We start from the raw sequence: 15697 nt of genomic DNA, 5'->3' as shown, positions 1-15697 counted from the left end.
CACGCAACGGCTCTGCTTACCGTTGCGTGGTTTACTGGCTATGGCGCGACATCAGATCGGCTGGTCGCAGCCACGTCGCCACGTTCTGCTGGCGGCCGAATACTACGCTAAGTCATTTTTTGAACGCCACCCGGCGTGATAATATGCGTGCCGCTCAGGGGATCGCCCCGCTGATTTACGCCTGCATCGATTGAAAAATCACACTGCAAAGCGCTATTTCAGCAGGCGTTTTGCGCCGGAGAGCGGAATTAACCAAGAAACATGCAATGAAAACAAGCAACTGATGAGCTTATGCCATGGCACTGATAATTACTGAGCGCTGCATTAACTGCGACATGTGCGAGCCTGAGTGCCCGAACCAGGCGATTAGCATGGGTGAATCGATCTATCAGATCGACGCTGACCGCTGCACCGAGTGCGTGGGTCATTATGATGAGCCGACCTGTCAGAGCGTCTGCCCGATTGATAACACTATTCTTTCAGACCCACAGCACGTGGAAAGTCGCGACGCGCTGTGGGAGAAATTTGTGCTGCTGCACGCTTAATCTTCGATAATCACCGTGGCGCAGGCGTAGTGGCGCTCGTCGGCCAGCGTGACGTGCACATGCTGCACGCCCAGCTGGCTGGCAATCACTTTGGCCTGTTCAAAGAAGCGCAGGCCTGGCTTCCCCAGCGCATCGTTGTACACTTCAAACTGATTGAACGCTAAGCCGCCGCGAATACCGGTGCCGAAGGCTTTTGCCGCCGCCTCTTTCACCGCAAAACGTTTGGCGAGGAAGCGCACCGGCTGCTGATGCGCCTGATACTGCTGCCACTCAGCTTCGCTCAGCACGCGGCGCGCCAAACGATCGCCAGAGCGTTCAATCACGCCAGCGATACGCTCGATCTCGACGATATCGCTGCCCAGCCCCAGAATGGCCATTAGCGGCGCGCTTCCCGCATCAGCGCTTTCATATCGCTGACCGCTGCTGCAAGACCGCTGAACAGCGCACGACCGATAATCGCGTGACCAATGTTCAGCTCATGCATTTCCGGCAGCGCAGCAATCGGCTGGACGTTGTGATACGTCAGACCGTGGCCAGCATTGACCTTCAGGCCGCGGCTGGCGGCAAAGGTCGCAGCGCTGGCGATACGCGCCAGTTCGGCATCGCGCGCCAGCCCTTCCGCTGCTTCAGCATAGGCGCCAGTATGGATTTCAATGTAAGGCGCACCGCTGGCGACCGCCGCTTCAATCTGGCGCTGATCGGCATCAATAAACAGCGACACCAGAATGCCCGCCTCGCTCAGCTGTTTGACTGCCGCGTTGACCTTGTCCTGCTGACCGGCCACATCAAGGCCGCCTTCGGTCGTCACTTCCTGACGCTTTTCCGGCACCAGGCAGACAAAATGCGGTTTGATGTCGCAGGCGATGCCGACCATTTCGTCGGTGACCGCCATCTCAAGATTCATGCGGGTATGAATGGTGTCGCGTAGGATCCGCACGTCGCGATCGGTGATGTGACGGCGATCTTCACGCAGGTGCACGGTAATGCCGTCTGCGCCCGCCTGCTCCGCGACAAACGCGGCCTGTACCGGATCAGGATAGTTTGTGCCACGTGCGTTACGTACGGTGGCAATGTGATCGATGTTGACCCCTAACAGCAACTCAGCCATGACAATCCTTAAATGTGTTCAGTATGTTTGCAGTGTAACGCGCGGAGCCTGTCAGGTGCATCACCCGCGCTCGTCGTTTGCCACGTTCGGTCGTTTTTTCGGCACAAACTGACGGAACAGCTCCTGACTCTTCAGCGGCTTACCGCCCAGATAAGGTTTCAGCGCCATGCGCGTGAAGCGTTTGGCGGCACGCAGCGTGTCGGCATCAGGAAATTCGCGCTCCCACAGCGCGCGCAGCTGGCGGCCAGTAAAACTGCGCTGATTGACCACCAGACTGGCGATAAAGCCCTTCTCTTCGCGATAGCTGTAGGTCATGCTGTCGTCGACCGCCTCGCCGCTGCCGGCGCAGTGCAGAAAGTCGACGCCGTAGCCCAGATGGCCAAGCAGTGCCAGCTCAAAACGGCGCAGCGCTGGCTCGGGCGAACCGTTGGCCGCCGCCAGCGTCTGGATACAGGAGAGATAATCGAAGAACAGTTCGGAGAAGGGAATTTCCTGCTCCAGCACCCGCGACAGCAGCTCGTTAACATACAGGCCACAGTAGAGCGTGATGCCGCTGAGCGGCAGCGCCAGCGACACCGCTTCGGCGTTACGCAGGGTTTTGACTTCGCCACGACCGCCCCAGCGCACCAGTAGCGGTGTAAAGGGTTGCAGTGCGCCTTTAAGCTGGGAACGGCGCGAGCGTGCGCCCTTGGCAAGGACGCGGACGCGTCCCTGACTTTCGCTGAACAGGTCGAGCAGCAGGCTGGTTTCGCTGTAAGGGCGACTATGCAGCACAAAGGCGCGTTGCCAGCCTTCCATCAATTAGTCGTCTGTATAACCCAGGCTGCGCAGCGCACGTTCGTCGTCCGCCCAGCCCGATTTCACTTTGACCCACAGCTCGAGATGAACTTTCGCCTCGAACATCTCTTCCATGTCTTTGCGCGCTTCGATACCGATGGTTTTGATTTTGGCACCTTTGTTGCCAATCACCATCTTCTTCTGCCCTTCGCGCTCGACCAGAATCAAACCGTTGATGTCATAGCCGCCGCGCTCGTTAGAGACGAACTGCTCGATCTCCACGGTAACCGAATACGGTAACTCGGCGCCGAGGAAGCGCATCAGTTTTTCACGGATGATTTCTGAAGCCATGAAACGCTGCGAGCGATCGGTGATGTAGTCTTCCGGGAAGTGGTGATCCGACAGCGGCAGGCGCTTGCGGGCGATCTCCGCAATCGCATCCACGTTTTTACCGGTTTCGGCGGAGATCGGCACGATCTCGAGGAAGTTCATCTGCTGGCTGAGGAACTGCAGGTGCGGCAGCAGGATGCTTTTATCCTGGATGTTGTCGACTTTGTTTACCGCCAGCACCACCGGCACTTTGCCGTCACGCAGCTTGTTCAGCACCATCTCATCGTCAGGCGTCCAGCGCGTGCCTTCCACCACAAAAATTACCAGCTCAACGTCACCGATGGAGCTGCTGGCAGCACGGTTCATCAGGCGGTTGATCGCCCGCTTCTCTTCCATATGCAGGCCGGGTGTATCCACGTAGATCGCCTGATAAGCGCCTTCGGTATGAATACCCATGATGCGGTGGCGCGTGGTTTGCGGCTTGCGCGAGGTGATCGACACCTTCTGCCCCAGCAGCTGGTTCAGTAAGGTGGATTTGCCGACGTTAGGCCGGCCGACAATCGCGATAAAGCCGCTGTATGTTTCGAGTTCGCTCATTCGGGTCCTGATTGGGCAGCCTCACTGCTGAGGCTGCGAAATGACAATTTATTCGAGGCCAAGTTTGATCAATGCCTGTTCGGCAGCGGCCTGCTCTGCTTTACGGCGGCTGGAGCCCACGCCCACCACCGGTTCAGCCATCCCACTCACCTGACAGTGAATGGTGAATTCCTGATCGTGCGCTTCGCCACGTACCTGTACCACCAGATAAGACGGCAGCGGCAGATGACGGCCCTGCAGATACTCCTGCAGGCGCGTTTTCGGATCTTTTTGCTTATCGCCCGGGCTGATCTGCTCAAGGCGATTCTGATACCAGTCGAGAATCAGCTTCTCGACCGTCTGAATGTTGCTGTCGAGGAAGATGCCACCGATCAACGCCTCAACGGTATCCGCGAGGATGGATTCCCGACGGAACCCGCCGCTCTTCAGCTCGCCCGGCCCCAGACGCAGACATTCGCCCAGCTCAAACTCGCGCGCCATTTCGGCCAGCGTGTTGCCGCGTACCAGCGTAGCACGCATGCGGCTCATGTCGCCTTCGTCCACGCGCGGGAAGCGGTGATACAGCGCGTTGGCAATCACATAGCTGAGGATAGAATCGCCAAGAAATTCAAGACGCTCGTTATGTTTGCTGCTGGCGCTGCGGTGAGTCAGAGCCTGCTGCAGTAATTCCGGATGAGTAAAAGTGTAGCCCAGTTTGCGCTGCAGCTTGTTAATGAGGATGGGGTTCATGCGATTCCAGTTGTTCTGTGCGTCTGTGACTCTGCATACCAAACAGGGCTGAAGTTCCAGCACGTTCTGTTTGGTGTGCAGTGGCTCCCTGACTCGCAGGAAGCCAACCGTTTTTAAATCAGTGAATACCGCCAATGCGACTCAGTCGCACGCCGGTCGGCCACTGTCCTTCCTGTTTCTCAAAGCTCATCCAGATAGCAACCGCTTTGCCGACCAGATTCTTCTCGGGCACAAAGCCCCAGTAGCGGCTGTCGGCGCTGTTATCACGGTTATCGCCCATCATGAAGTATTGCCCCTGCGGCACAATCCACGTGGCCTGCGGCTGACCCGGCTGCTGATAATACATGCTCGCCTGGCTCTGCGCTTCGTTCACCAGCAGGATATCGTGCGTGACGTTGCCCAGTGTTTCTTTGCGCGTGCCAAGACGCAGGCCGCCCCGCAGCGTTTCGCCCTGCGGCACCTGGTAGAAACCGTTGCCGGTTTCGTTACCATCAAAGCCGCTGAAGGTCTGGATGAAATCGCTCGGCTCAATGTTGGTATAGGTCACCGGCAGCGCCGTGTCACACTTGCCCGTGCCGCAGCCTGGGTTGATGGTCAGGGTTTTGCTGTAAGGATCAAACACCACTTTGTCGCCCGGCAGACCGATCACGCGCTTGATGTAATCCACGCTCGGATCTTTCGGGTATTTGAACACCGCGACATCTCCGCGCTGCGGATGGCCGGTCGGGATCAGCGTGGTTTGCGTGATCGGATCTTTGATGCCGTAAGCAAATTTCTCCACCAGGATGAAGTCGCCAATCAGCAGCGTCGGCATCATCGAGCCAGAAGGGATCTGAAACGGTTCGAAGATAAACGAGCGCACGATCAGTACCACCGCCAGCACCGGGAACACCGACGCTGCGGTTTCAACCCAGCCCGGCTGCGCGGCCACTTTGGCCAGCGTTTTGCTGTCGAGCGAATTACCTGCCTGAGCCTGTGCCGCCGCCTGCTTTGCCCGGCGCGCCGGGGCCCACTTAAAGCGATCGATACACCAGATGATGCCGGTTAACAGAGTGGCAATCACCAGAATCAGGGCGAACATGTTAGCCATTAAAGTTCCTTATTTGCTGTCTTTACCGACATGCAGAATGGCAAGGAATGCTTCCTGCGGCAGCTCAACGTTGCCGACCTGCTTCATTCGCTTCTTACCTTCTTTCTGCTTCTGCAACAGCTTTTTCTTACGGCTGACGTCACCGCCATAGCATTTCGCCAGGACGTTTTTACGCAGCTGTTTCACTGTTGAGCGAGCGATAATGTGGTTGCCGATTGCTGCCTGAATCGCAATATCGAACTGCTGGCGCGGAATCAGATCTTTCATCTTCTCCACCAGCTCGCGGCCACGATACTGTGAGTTATCACGGTGCGTAATCAGCGCCAGCGCATCAACGCGTTCTGAGTTAATCAGGACGTCGACGCGCACCATGTCAGAGGTCTGGAAACGTTTGAAGTTATAGTCCAGCGACGCATAGCCGCGCGACGTTGATTTCAGACGGTCGAAGAAGTCGAGTACCACTTCCGCCATCGGAATCTCATAGGTCAGCGCAACCTGTTTGCCGTGGTAAACCATGTTAGTCTGCACACCGCGTTTTTCGATACACAGCGTAATAACGTTGCCCAGAAACTCCTGCGGCAGCAGCATATGACACTCAGCGATCGGTTCGCGCAGTTCAGCAATATTATTCAGCGGCGGCAGCTTCGATGGGCTGTCGACGTACACCACTTCTCCGTCAGTGGTTTCCACTTCGTACACAACCGTTGGCGCGGTGGTGATCAGGTCGAGATCGTATTCACGCTCCAGACGCTCCTGGATGATCTCCATGTGCAGCAGGCCGAGGAAGCCACAGCGGAAGCCAAAGCCCAGCGCGGTGGAGCTCTCTGGCTCATAGAACAGTGAGGCGTCGTTCAGGCTCAGCTTGCCTAATGCATCACGAAAAGCTTCGTAGTCGTCGGAGCTTACCGGGAACAGACCGGCATACACCTGCGGCTTCACTTTTTTGAAGCCCGGCAGCGCTTTATCCGCAGGGTTGCGCTGCAGCGTCAGGGTATCGCCCACCGGCGCGCCGAGGATGTCTTTGATGGCGCACACCAGCCAGCCTACCTCGCCACACTTCAGCTCGGTACGGTCAATTTGTTTTGGCGTGAAAATGCCGAGGCGGTCAGCGTTGTACACCTGGCCGGTACTCATCACTTTGACTTTGTCACCTTTGCGCAGCGTGCCGTTTTTAATACGGATCAGCGAGACCACACCGAGGTAGTTATCAAACCATGAGTCGATGATCAGCGCCTGCAGCGGGCCTTCCGGATCGCCTTCCGGCGGCGGAATGTCGCGCACCAGACGTTCCAGCACATCCGGTACGCCGACGCCGGTTTTCGCCGAGCAACGCACCGCATCAGCGGCGTCGATGCCGACGATATCTTCAATCTCTTCCGCCACGCGCTCCGGGTCGGCCGCAGGCAGGTCGATCTTGTTCAGTACCGGTACCACTTCCAGATCCATTTCCATGGCGGTGTAGCAGTTCGCCAGGGTCTGCGCTTCAACGCCCTGACCTGCATCAACCACCAGCAATGCCCCTTCACAGGCCGCCAGCGAGCGGGAAACTTCATAAGAGAAGTCAACATGGCCTGGGGTGTCGATAAAATTGAGCTGGTAAGTTTCACCGTTTGGCGCGTGGTAATCGAGCGTAACGCTCTGCGCTTTAATGGTGATGCCGCGCTCGCGCTCCAGATCCATCGAATCCAGAACCTGCGCCGCCATCTCACGATCGCTCAGGCCACCGCAAATCTGAATCAAACGGTCAGAGAGCGTTGATTTGCCATGGTCAATGTGAGCGATAATGGAGAAATTTCGTATGTGCTTCATTTATATGAATATCTTCACGTAGAAAATCAGTTGAAAACGTGAGCACAGACACATTCAGGCAAGTGAGCTTTACCCGGAACCCTGTCAGCCTCATTAATGACGACGCATATTACACTGTTAACGCCGCGCGTTAAAGAATGGAACTGCGGGGAATCGCAACAGAATTCAGCGATTAAGACGAAATGAAAAGGCCGCGCAATACGCGGCCTGAACGGGGATCAACTATGGTTTTCCACCCGTAGCGCATCAGGCGGGAGCGCAACGCTGAGAATCACCGGCTGGAACGCTTCGCGATCGCCAAACCGGCTGGAAACCCCTTTGGCAACAATAAAGCCGCCAACGCCACCCAGCAGCGCACCGCAGGCCGCCGCCAGGTCGCTGTGGAACAGCATCTGGAACAGGCCCGCGACCAGGAACAGACCAAACAGTGGCGTCATATACACCAGCAGTGCAGAACCGAGCAGGCTGCTTTCGCGAATGCCCAGCTCAATGCGCTGACCCGGCTGTAGTGGCTCCGGACTGGCGATGGTCATCACATGGGCGTTTTTCGGTCCCAGCTGGTTGAGCGCATGGCTGCCGCAGCCTTTGCGCGCTGAACAACTGTTGCAGGAGGTTTTCGCTTCCGAATGCAGAGTAGCGACGCCCTCTTTCCATGCCACCACGGTGGCCCATTCTCTCATCATTTTGTGGCACCTGAATCTATGCTGTCCGCGATACGTTTGGCAGTGGTCGGCGGCAATTCGCCCACCACGGTAATTTCACGATTATCGCGCACTTCGGTCTGCACCGTACGACGCCCAGTGCGCAATGACTGTGGCGAACTGCTTTTATCGGCAGGCGTGATGTTGATAGCGAAGCTGAACAAGCCATCGCTGTACAGACGGGATTCTACGGTTTTGTTCATCGCCGGAATATCACGCCGGCTTTGCGAAATCAGCTTCATGCCGGCCGGCAACCAGCCCGGCTGCCAGCTGAGTTGCACTTTGTCGCCCGCCGGTAACGACAGCGACGGCGGCAGATTGGCTTTTTCCAGCCCCTGCATCAGATTGCGTACGCCTTCATCGACGGCAAAACTGATGACGCGGAACTGCTCCAGCGTCTCACCGTCGCGATCCAGCAAATCAATCCGCAGCGGCAACTTGGTATCGACGTCCAGCCACACCACGTAGCTATAACGCGTGCCGTCACGCGACACGATGCGCACCACTTCGCACATCTGATCGGCCATGCGGGAACGCCCTACCGGAATAAAATCGTAGGCATCGCCGAGGCGCGAGAAGTCAGCAAACATCAGCGCCGGCAGCGCATCAATAATGTGGTTGCCCGGCAGTGAGAACGGATCGAGACCCGGTTCGAAATAGCTGATGTCGTTGCCGCGCTGGATCACCTCACGGCGCGGTCCGTCCATCTGTAACAGCTGAGCGAACACACGATTGTCGATGACCGCATGGCGGTAACGCAGGGATTCAATGCCCAGACGTGAGACATTGATATAGGCGAATTCGTAGTTGAGGTTCTGGCTGGCCTGCTCCATCTGCTGTAACAACGCCCCGGACGCAGATGTCTGCGCCGGGGCGGTAGATGACCAAAGCAGGCTGCCTGCCAGCAGGCTAACGGCACACCAAAGCTGCTTCATTACTGCTGTTGAGTTCCTAACGACTGAGTTCCGGGAACGTTAGCCTGCGCCTGTTGCGGCGCATTGCTTTCAAACTGCACCTGATCGGCATGCAGACGGCGTTGCAGTTCGTAATCCTGCAGCATGGCATTCACACGGCGGCGCTGCTCCTGCACCTGCTGATTTGAGCTGTTGGTGTCAAAAGCATCAGACGGCACGCCCAGGCTGACCGGTGACGCTTTACCCATCATCGGTAAGGTATTAAAGGCTGGCGCATCCGAGGTTTCCGTCGCACTACCCGCTGGTGAGCTGTTGTAGTGCTGCACACCGACGATCACCGCCAGCGACACACAGGCCGCCACACCAATCTGCGTGACCTGAGCAACCCAGCCGCCGCCGCGACGCCAGAACGGCATTTTCTGCCAGCGCGACGGCTCCGGCTGTGCATCCGGGATCAACGAAGTCACTTTGCGCACCGGCTCGTCTTCGATGGCGGCAGCAACGCGTGCGGAGATATCAAAATGCAGCACTTCGCCCACATCGCCCCGCAGGGTGTCGCGGATCAGATGGTAGCTCTCCCAGCTTTTTTGTAGATCTGCATCCTTCGATAACGACGCCAGCAGCTCGTTATCTAAAGTTTCACCATCCATTAAAGCGGAAAGTTTTTCTTTCTGCATGTTTTGGTACCCTTCCAGTAGCCGTTATCACTGACGTTGGATAAGCGGTTGAACTTTATTATCAATGGCTTCCCGGGCCCGGAAGATACGTGAACGTACGGTACCTACCGGACAATCCATGATGGCGGCGATCTCTTCGTAACTCAGACCATCCAGTTCCCGCAGGGTGATGGCCATACGCAGATCTTCAGGCAACGCCTCAATCGTCCGAAAAACAATTTGTTTCAGTTCGTCTGACAACATTAAGTTCTCAGGGTTCGAAATTTCTTTTAGCGCACCCGCACTTTCGAAATTTTCCGCGTCAATCGCGTCCACATCGCTGGACGGCGGCCGGCGCCCCTGAGCCACCAGATAATTCTTCGCGGTGTTGACCGCAATGCGGTACAGCCACGTGTAAAAGGCGCTATCACCCCGGAACGACTCCAGTGCGCGATACGCTTTAATGAAAGATTCCTGAACCACATCAGGCACATCGCCTGACGGGACATAACGTGAAACCAGGCTCGCCACTTTATGCTGGTATCGGATCACCAGTAAATTAAATGACTTTTGATCTCCTTTCTGAACCCGCTCAACGAGGACCTGATCCGTTAACTGCTCGCTCATCCGAGGTAATGTCTCCCCAAATCTCTTTTATGCGTAAGTGAACTGCCAGCACATCTCATTTATTGTGAGCAAGCATGCGCTTAGAGTCCCGTTCTGGCCTGAAGTTCACCACGACCTGATATTTCTGTACCGGTGCCCTGACATCGTTGTTGTTGATGGTCTTTCAGTGTAGCGACTTACCGCACTGGTGGTGTCGTTGGCGGCACCGATAATCGCTGGCAGAGTACCCTATGACGCCGCATTTTTCACCTTTATTCCCTGAATTTTCAGCGTGTTTGGTATAAAAAACACTAATCGCTTATTTTCAGACATAACTTACTGAAATCGCATTACAATCTGATTATTGCGTCGAATTATCCCGCGTTTTTTGTTCAAAATACTTCACACCAGCAGCGTCCGGGCTTATGCTCGGGGGACCTTTTGTTTAGTAAATTAAACATCATGAACCCCATTCCCGATCATAGCTGTGATGTATTGATTGTCGGCAGCGGCGCGGCCGGTTTATCTCTGGCGCTGCGGCTGGCACCGCACTATCAGGTAACGGTGCTGAGTAAAGCGCAGATTAGCGAAGGCTCCACGCTGTATGCACAGGGCGGGATTGCGGCGGTGTTTGATGAAAACGACAGCATTGAATCACACGTCGAAGATACGCTGATTGCCGGTGCAGGCCTGTGCGATCGCGAGACGGTGAATTTTATCGCCAGCAATGCGCGCCCTTGCGTACAGTGGCTGATCGATAACGGCGTGGCGTTTGATCGCGAGCCACAGGATAACGGCAATGCGCGCTATCACCTGACGCGCGAAGGCGGTCACAGCCATCGCCGTATTTTACACAGCGCCGACGCCACCGGGCGCGCGGTCGAAACCACGCTGGTCAGCCAGGCGCTCAGCCATCCCAATATTCGCGTTATTGAGCGTGCCAACGCGGTGGATTTAATCCTCTCCGATAAAATTGGCCTGCCCGGAACGCGGCGCGTGGTAGGCGCATGGATCTGGAATCGCAATCGCGAACAGGTTGAAACCTGCCGCGCCCGCAGCGTGGTGCTGGCCACTGGCGGTGCGGCGAAGGTATATCAGTACACCACTAATCCGGATGTCGCGTCCGGCGACGGCATCGCGATGGCGTGGCGCGCCGGCTGCCGGGTGGCCAATCTGGAATTCAATCAGTTTCACCCTACCTGCCTGTTTCATCCGCAGGCGCAAAACTTTTTGCTGACCGAAGCGCTGCGCGGCGAAGGTGCCTGGCTACTGCGCCCGGACGGTTCGCGCTTTATGCCGGATTTCGATGCGCGCGCCGAACTGGCACCGCGCGATATCGTGGCGCGCGCTATCGATCACGAAATGAAGCGCCTGGGCGTCGACTGCATGTATCTCGACATCAGCCATCAGCCGGCCAGCTTTGTGCGTGCCCACTTTCCGATGATCTATGACAAGCTGCTGACGTTTGGCCTCGATCTGACACAGCAGCCGATTCCGATTGTGCCCGCCGCGCATTACACCTGCGGCGGCGTGATGGTGGATCAGCATGGGCGCACCGATGTCGACGGGCTGTATGCGATTGGTGAGGTCAGCTATACCGGCCTGCACGGCGCTAACCGCATGGCATCAAACTCGCTGCTGGAGTGTCTGGTGTATGGCTGGTCGGCGGCCGAAGATATTGTGCGCCGTCTGCCGCAGATGCACGCCGTCGATCACCTGCCGGCGTGGGATGAAAGCCGCGTCGACGATGCCGATGAACGGGTGGTGATTCAGCACAACTGGCATGAGCTGCGGCTGTTAATGTGGGACTACATGGGCATCGTGCGTACCACCAAGCGGCTGGAGCGCGCCCTGCGCCGCATTACGCTGCTACAGCAGGAGATAGATGAATACTATGCGCACTTTCGCCTCTCCAACAATCTGCTGGAGCTGCGCAATCTGGTACAGGTGGCAGAGCTGATGGTGCGCTGTGCGCTGGCGCGCAAAGAGAGCCGCGGGCTGCACTTCACCCGCGACTATCCGCAGATGCTGCCCGAAGCGCTGCCTACGGTGCTGCAGCCGGACGTTCAGCGGAACAGGTAGAAATCAGTCACCAGGCTCAGCCAGTCCGCCGAATAACTTTTATCTTCATCACGAATGGCGAGACGCTCCTGCACGAGTTCGCCTGCGGCGGGTGAAAAGCCCAGTACAAGCCGGTTCGGCGGTCGCTGCGCGTAAGGCGCCACATCATAGCGATAACGCAGATGCCAGCCTTCGGCGCGCGCCAGTACAATCAGGTTTTCGCCGGCATCCGCCGGCAGCACCACGCAAAACAGCCCCTCTTCTTCAATCAGCTGTGCCGCACAGCGCAGCAGAGTGGGATGATCAAGCGTTGCCGTGCTGCGCGCGGTATCGCGCTCGACGCTGGCCGAGGCCATACCCGGGGTGAAAAACGGCGGATTGCTGACAATCAGCGAGTAGCGTTTTTCTGCCTGCTCACTCCAGCTGACGATGTCCTGCGCATGCACCGCGATGCGATGCGCCCACGGCGACGCGGCGACGTTCTCCTGCGCCTGCGCGGCGGCGCTGCGCTCCAGTTCGACGGCATCGATACTGACGTCATCCGGCGTGCGCTGCGCCAGCATCAGCGCAATCAGACCGCTGCCGCAGCCGATATCCAGTATGCGCCGTACGCCTGCCACCGGCGCCCAGGCCCCGAGCAGCACCCCATCGGTGCCGACCTTCATGGCACAGCGATCGTGCGCGACAAAAAATTGCTTAAACGTGAATCCATCTTTTCTTAACATCGCCCGCGCTGGCGGTTGCGGCTGAGACATGCTTAACGACCATTGAATTTTCTCCTGCCGGAAGTGTAACGTGGTCGCGAAGTGAATTCACCTTCACCTGTGCAACACAAACAGATGAAGATTGTGGCTGAACTGTCTATAATCAGCGCCCCAAACTGAGGTAGACCATGACCGTAACCACATTCTCCGAACTCGAACTCGACGAAAGCCTGCTGGAAGCCCTGCAGGATAAAGGCTTCACGCGCCCGACTGCCATTCAGGCTGAGGCCATTCCTGCCGCGCTGGAAGGCCGTGACGTTCTGGGTTCGGCACCAACCGGAACGGGGAAAACCGCAGCCTACCTGCTGCCCGCTTTACAGCACCTGCTCGATTTTCCGCGTAAAAAATCAGGGCCGCCGCGCATTCTGATCCTCACGCCGACGCGTGAACTGGCGATGCAGGTTGCCGACCAGGCGCGCGAGCTGGCCAAACATACCCATCTCGATATCGCCACCATCACCGGCGGCGTGGCCTATATGAACCACGCGGAAGTGTTCAGTGAAAATCAGGACATCGTGGTCGCGACCACCGGCCGTCTGCTGCAGTACATCAAAGAAGAGAACTTTGACTGCCGCGCGGTAGAAACGCTGATTCTGGACGAAGCCGACCGCATGCTGGACATGGGCTTTGCGCAGGATATCGAGACCATTGCCGGTGAAACGCGCTGGCGCAAACAGACGCTGCTGTTCTCGGCCACGCTGGAAGGCGACAACATCAAAGATTTCGCCGAGCGCCTGCTGAACGATCCGGTAGCGATTGAAGCCGATCCAAGCAAAAGCGAACGCAAGAAGATTCAGCAGTGGTATTACCGCGCCGACAACCTTGAGCACAAAACCAAACTGCTGGTGCATCTGCTGAAGCAGCCGGAAGTGAAGCGCGCCATCGTGTTCGTGCGTAAACGTGAGCGCCTGCATGAGCTGGTGACCTGGATGCACGAAGCCGGCCTGCGCAGTAGCTACCTCGAAGGCGAAATGGTACAGGCTAACCGTAACGAAGCGATAAAACGCCTGAATGACGGTCGCGTTAACGTGCTGGTCGCGACCGATGTCGCCGCGCGCGGTATCGACATTGATAACGTCACCCACGTCATCAACTATGACTTACCGCGCACCGCCGATGTCTATTTGCACCGCATTGGCCGTACCGGCCGCGCCGGACGCAAAGGTACCGCAATCTCGCTGGTAGAAGCACATGACCATCCGCTGCTGGGTAAAATCAGCCGCTACGTCAACGAGCCACTGAAATCGCGCGTAATCGATGAGCTGCGTCCGGAAACGCGTGCACCGAGTGCTAAAGTCACCGGTAAACCGTCGAAAAAGGCGCTTGAGAAGCGCAAAGAGAAGAAAGCGAAAGAAGAAGAGAAACCGCGCGTGAAGAAACGTCACCGCGATACTAAAAATATCGGTAAACGCCGCAAGCCAAGCGGCAGCAGCACACCGGAGAGCGGTGCGGAATAAAACAGCATCGCGGCAATTAAATCGCCTCCCTGAGGCGATTTTTTGCTTTCTGGCCTGCTGAAAAAGCACTTTCGCGGCGTAAAATCTCTCAACCTGCCCTCTTCGCTCTTCAGGAAATAAAAAAAGCCGCGCCAGTAAGCACCGGCGCGGCTTGTATTGCTGTATGCGTTTTCGTCAGCCGATCAATTACAGGCTTTCGGTAAAGGTACGGGTGATAACGTCACGCTGCTGTTCTGGCGTCAGCGCGTTAAAGCGCACCGCATAGCCCGACACGCGAATGGTCAGCTGCGGATATTTTTCCGGATGCTTCACCGCATCTTCCAGCGTTTCACGGCGCAGCACGTTAACGTTGAGGTGCTGACCGCCTTCAACGCGTACCTGCGGTTTCTGCTCCAGTGGAATTTCACGGTAAGCAATCTCGCCAAGGTCGCTGACTGCAACAACCTGATCTTCCGTGAAATCGCCTTTTGCGCACAGGCAGCGGGCTTCGGCTTTCTCATTGTCCAGCAGCCAGAACGAGTTCAGCAGCTGCGGATTTTGTGCCTGAGTAATTTGAATACCGGTAATCATAGAGGCCTCCAGGGCTTAGCGCTGCGGCAGGAGCACAGCGCGGTTCTTCGGGTTATGTGATGCTCTGGTATATCACCGCGCTGACCGGCTCGTTTTGACCTGTATCAATTTCGTCCGGCCACAATTTTTGCCCCCCCACTCTAATAAATTGATTTATAACAATTTTTGTCATTAACTTTTTCTGTAATTGTTCAACTTATTTTTACCCTTCTGCTGCCCCGCCGGACACGCTAAGCTAAAGGCATCAATTTGCAGGGAGTCAATGATGGCTGAGAAGCTGACCTGGCACGATGTGCTGGCTGAAGAGAAAGAAAAACCTTACTTCGTGGAAACGCTGAAAGCGGTAGCCGAAGAGCGAGCAGCGGGCGTGACGGTCTATCCGCCGCAAAAGGACGTGTTCAACGCGTTCCGTCTCACCGAACTGGGCGATATTAAAGTGGTGATCCTCGGCCAGGATCCGTACCACGGCCCGAATCAGGCGCATGGCCTGGCGTTTTCGGTATTGCCGGGCGTGGCCATTCCGCCGTCGCTGCTGAATATGTACAAAGAGCTGGAACAGGATATTCCTGGCTTTCAGCGTCCGCAGCACGGCTTTCTTGAAAGCTGGGCGAAACAAGGTGTGCTGCTGCTGAATACGGTGTTAACCGTGGAAGCCGGCAAAGCGCATTCGCACGCACGTTTCGGCTGGGAAACCTTTACCGATAACGTGATCAGCGCCATCAACACCCATCGCGAAGGGGTGATTTTCCTGCTGTGGGGATCACACGCGCAGAAGAAAGGCAGCATCATTGATGCGCAGCGTCATCACGTATTGAAAGCACCGCATCCTTCGCCGCTTTCGGCGCATCGCGGCTTTTTTGGCTGTCAGCATTTTTCCAAAGCCAATGCGCTGCTGAGCCAGGCTGGCCAGACGCCCATTGACTGGACGCCGGTGCTGCCCTGAAAACACAAACGGCCGCATCAGCGGCCGTTGTTACACGGGA

The 15697-nt window shown here is 56.8% G+C and carries 17 protein-coding genes; 4 read left to right on the top strand and 13 right to left on the bottom strand.

The features are described from left to right. The first annotated feature begins 296 nt into the window (after positions 1–296). Entirely contained in the window at positions 297–545 is a 249-nt protein-coding gene (locus C1N84_RS05005; protein WP_010617759.1) for a YfhL family 4Fe-4S dicluster ferredoxin, read from the top strand. Here C1N84_RS05005 and acpS read toward each other — a convergent pair. The 11 genes from acpS to rpoE form a co-directional block, all read right to left on the bottom strand. Further along, entirely contained in the window at positions 542–922 is a 381-nt protein-coding gene (gene acpS, locus C1N84_RS05000) for a holo-ACP synthase (protein WP_010617758.1), read from the bottom strand. The two genes, C1N84_RS05005 and acpS, sit on opposite strands and share 4 nt — an antisense overlap. Continuing rightward, positions 922–1653: a pyridoxine 5'-phosphate synthase gene (pdxJ, locus tag C1N84_RS04995; RefSeq protein WP_021506526.1), complete on the bottom strand. Its 732-nt coding sequence runs from the start codon at positions 1651–1653 to the stop codon at positions 922–924. Before pdxJ ends, acpS begins: the two co-directional genes overlap by 1 nt. A gap of 60 nt (positions 1654–1713) precedes the next feature. Beyond that, positions 1714–2451 carry a DNA repair protein RecO gene (gene recO, locus C1N84_RS04990; protein WP_058775641.1) on the bottom strand — a complete coding sequence of 246 codons (738 nt, stop codon included), beginning with the start codon at positions 2449–2451 and terminating at the stop codon, positions 1714–1716. Between the two features lie 3 nt (positions 2452–2454). Beyond that, positions 2455–3357 (bottom strand): GTPase Era, encoded by a 903-nt coding sequence (gene era / locus C1N84_RS04985; RefSeq protein WP_058758278.1) that lies wholly within the window; start codon positions 3355–3357, stop codon positions 2455–2457. Between the two features lie 48 nt (positions 3358–3405). Next, positions 3406–4086, bottom strand: a complete 681-nt coding sequence (gene rnc / locus C1N84_RS04980) for a ribonuclease III (protein WP_021506523.1) — start codon at positions 4084–4086, stop codon at positions 3406–3408. A gap of 118 nt (positions 4087–4204) precedes the next feature. Next, the gene (lepB, locus tag C1N84_RS04975) at positions 4205–5176 is read right to left on the bottom strand and encodes a signal peptidase I (RefSeq protein ID WP_021506522.1); all 972 of its coding nucleotides are present in this window, start codon (positions 5174–5176) and stop codon (positions 4205–4207) included. A gap of 9 nt (positions 5177–5185) precedes the next feature. Further along, the gene (gene lepA / locus C1N84_RS04970) at positions 5186–6985 is read right to left on the bottom strand and encodes a translation elongation factor 4 (protein ID WP_031279376.1); all 1800 of its coding nucleotides are present in this window, start codon (positions 6983–6985) and stop codon (positions 5186–5188) included. 218 nt (positions 6986–7203) lie between these two features. Then, positions 7204–7668, bottom strand: a complete 465-nt coding sequence (gene rseC, locus C1N84_RS04965; RefSeq protein ID WP_021506520.1) for a SoxR-reducing system protein RseC — start codon at positions 7666–7668, stop codon at positions 7204–7206. Next, complete coding sequence (gene rseB, locus C1N84_RS04960; protein WP_031279374.1) at positions 7665–8621, bottom strand: sigma-E factor regulatory protein RseB; 957 nt, start codon at positions 8619–8621, stop codon at positions 7665–7667. Before rseB ends, rseC begins: the two co-directional genes overlap by 4 nt. Further along, on the bottom strand, positions 8621–9277 hold the full coding sequence (gene rseA, locus C1N84_RS04955) for an anti-sigma-E factor RseA (RefSeq protein WP_264442165.1): 657 nt from the start codon (positions 9275–9277) through the stop codon (positions 8621–8623). The genes rseB and rseA overlap by 1 nt, the downstream gene beginning before the upstream one ends. A 27-nt stretch (positions 9278–9304) precedes the next feature. Next, positions 9305–9883: an RNA polymerase sigma factor RpoE gene (rpoE, locus tag C1N84_RS04950; RefSeq protein WP_010617748.1), complete on the bottom strand. Its 579-nt coding sequence runs from the start codon at positions 9881–9883 to the stop codon at positions 9305–9307. A gap of 441 nt (positions 9884–10324) precedes the next feature. Here rpoE and nadB point away from each other — a divergent pair, with 441 nt between their 5' ends. Continuing rightward, positions 10325–11944, top strand: a complete 1620-nt coding sequence (nadB, locus tag C1N84_RS04945; protein WP_264443617.1) for an L-aspartate oxidase — start codon at positions 10325–10327, stop codon at positions 11942–11944. Here nadB and C1N84_RS04940 read toward each other — a convergent pair. Continuing rightward, positions 11929–12678, bottom strand: coding sequence for a tRNA(1)(Val) (adenine(37)-N(6))-methyltransferase TrmN (locus tag C1N84_RS04940; RefSeq protein ID WP_394541776.1), 750 nt, complete (start codon positions 12676–12678; stop codon positions 11929–11931). The genes nadB and C1N84_RS04940 overlap by 16 nt on opposite strands. A 137-nt stretch (positions 12679–12815) precedes the next feature. On the opposite strand from C1N84_RS04940, the gene srmB reads away from it, so the two are divergent. Then, positions 12816–14144, top strand: a complete 1329-nt coding sequence (srmB, locus tag C1N84_RS04935; RefSeq protein ID WP_021506515.1) for an ATP-dependent RNA helicase SrmB — start codon at positions 12816–12818, stop codon at positions 14142–14144. 186 nt (positions 14145–14330) lie between these two features. On the opposite strand, the gene grcA is transcribed toward srmB, so the two are convergent. Further along, entirely contained in the window at positions 14331–14714 is a 384-nt protein-coding gene (gene grcA, locus C1N84_RS04930; RefSeq protein WP_021506514.1) for an autonomous glycyl radical cofactor GrcA, read from the bottom strand. Between the two features lie 265 nt (positions 14715–14979). Here grcA and ung point away from each other — a divergent pair, with 265 nt between their 5' ends. After that, a complete protein-coding gene (ung, locus tag C1N84_RS04925) occupies positions 14980–15657 on the top strand; it encodes a uracil-DNA glycosylase (RefSeq protein WP_058775636.1) in 678 nt (225 codons plus the stop codon). The last annotated feature ends 40 nt before the right edge of the window (positions 15658–15697 follow it).

The organism is Pantoea sp. SGAir0418, from assembly GCF_043529865.1.
This window is presented reverse-complemented; position numbering and strand designations above follow the sequence as displayed.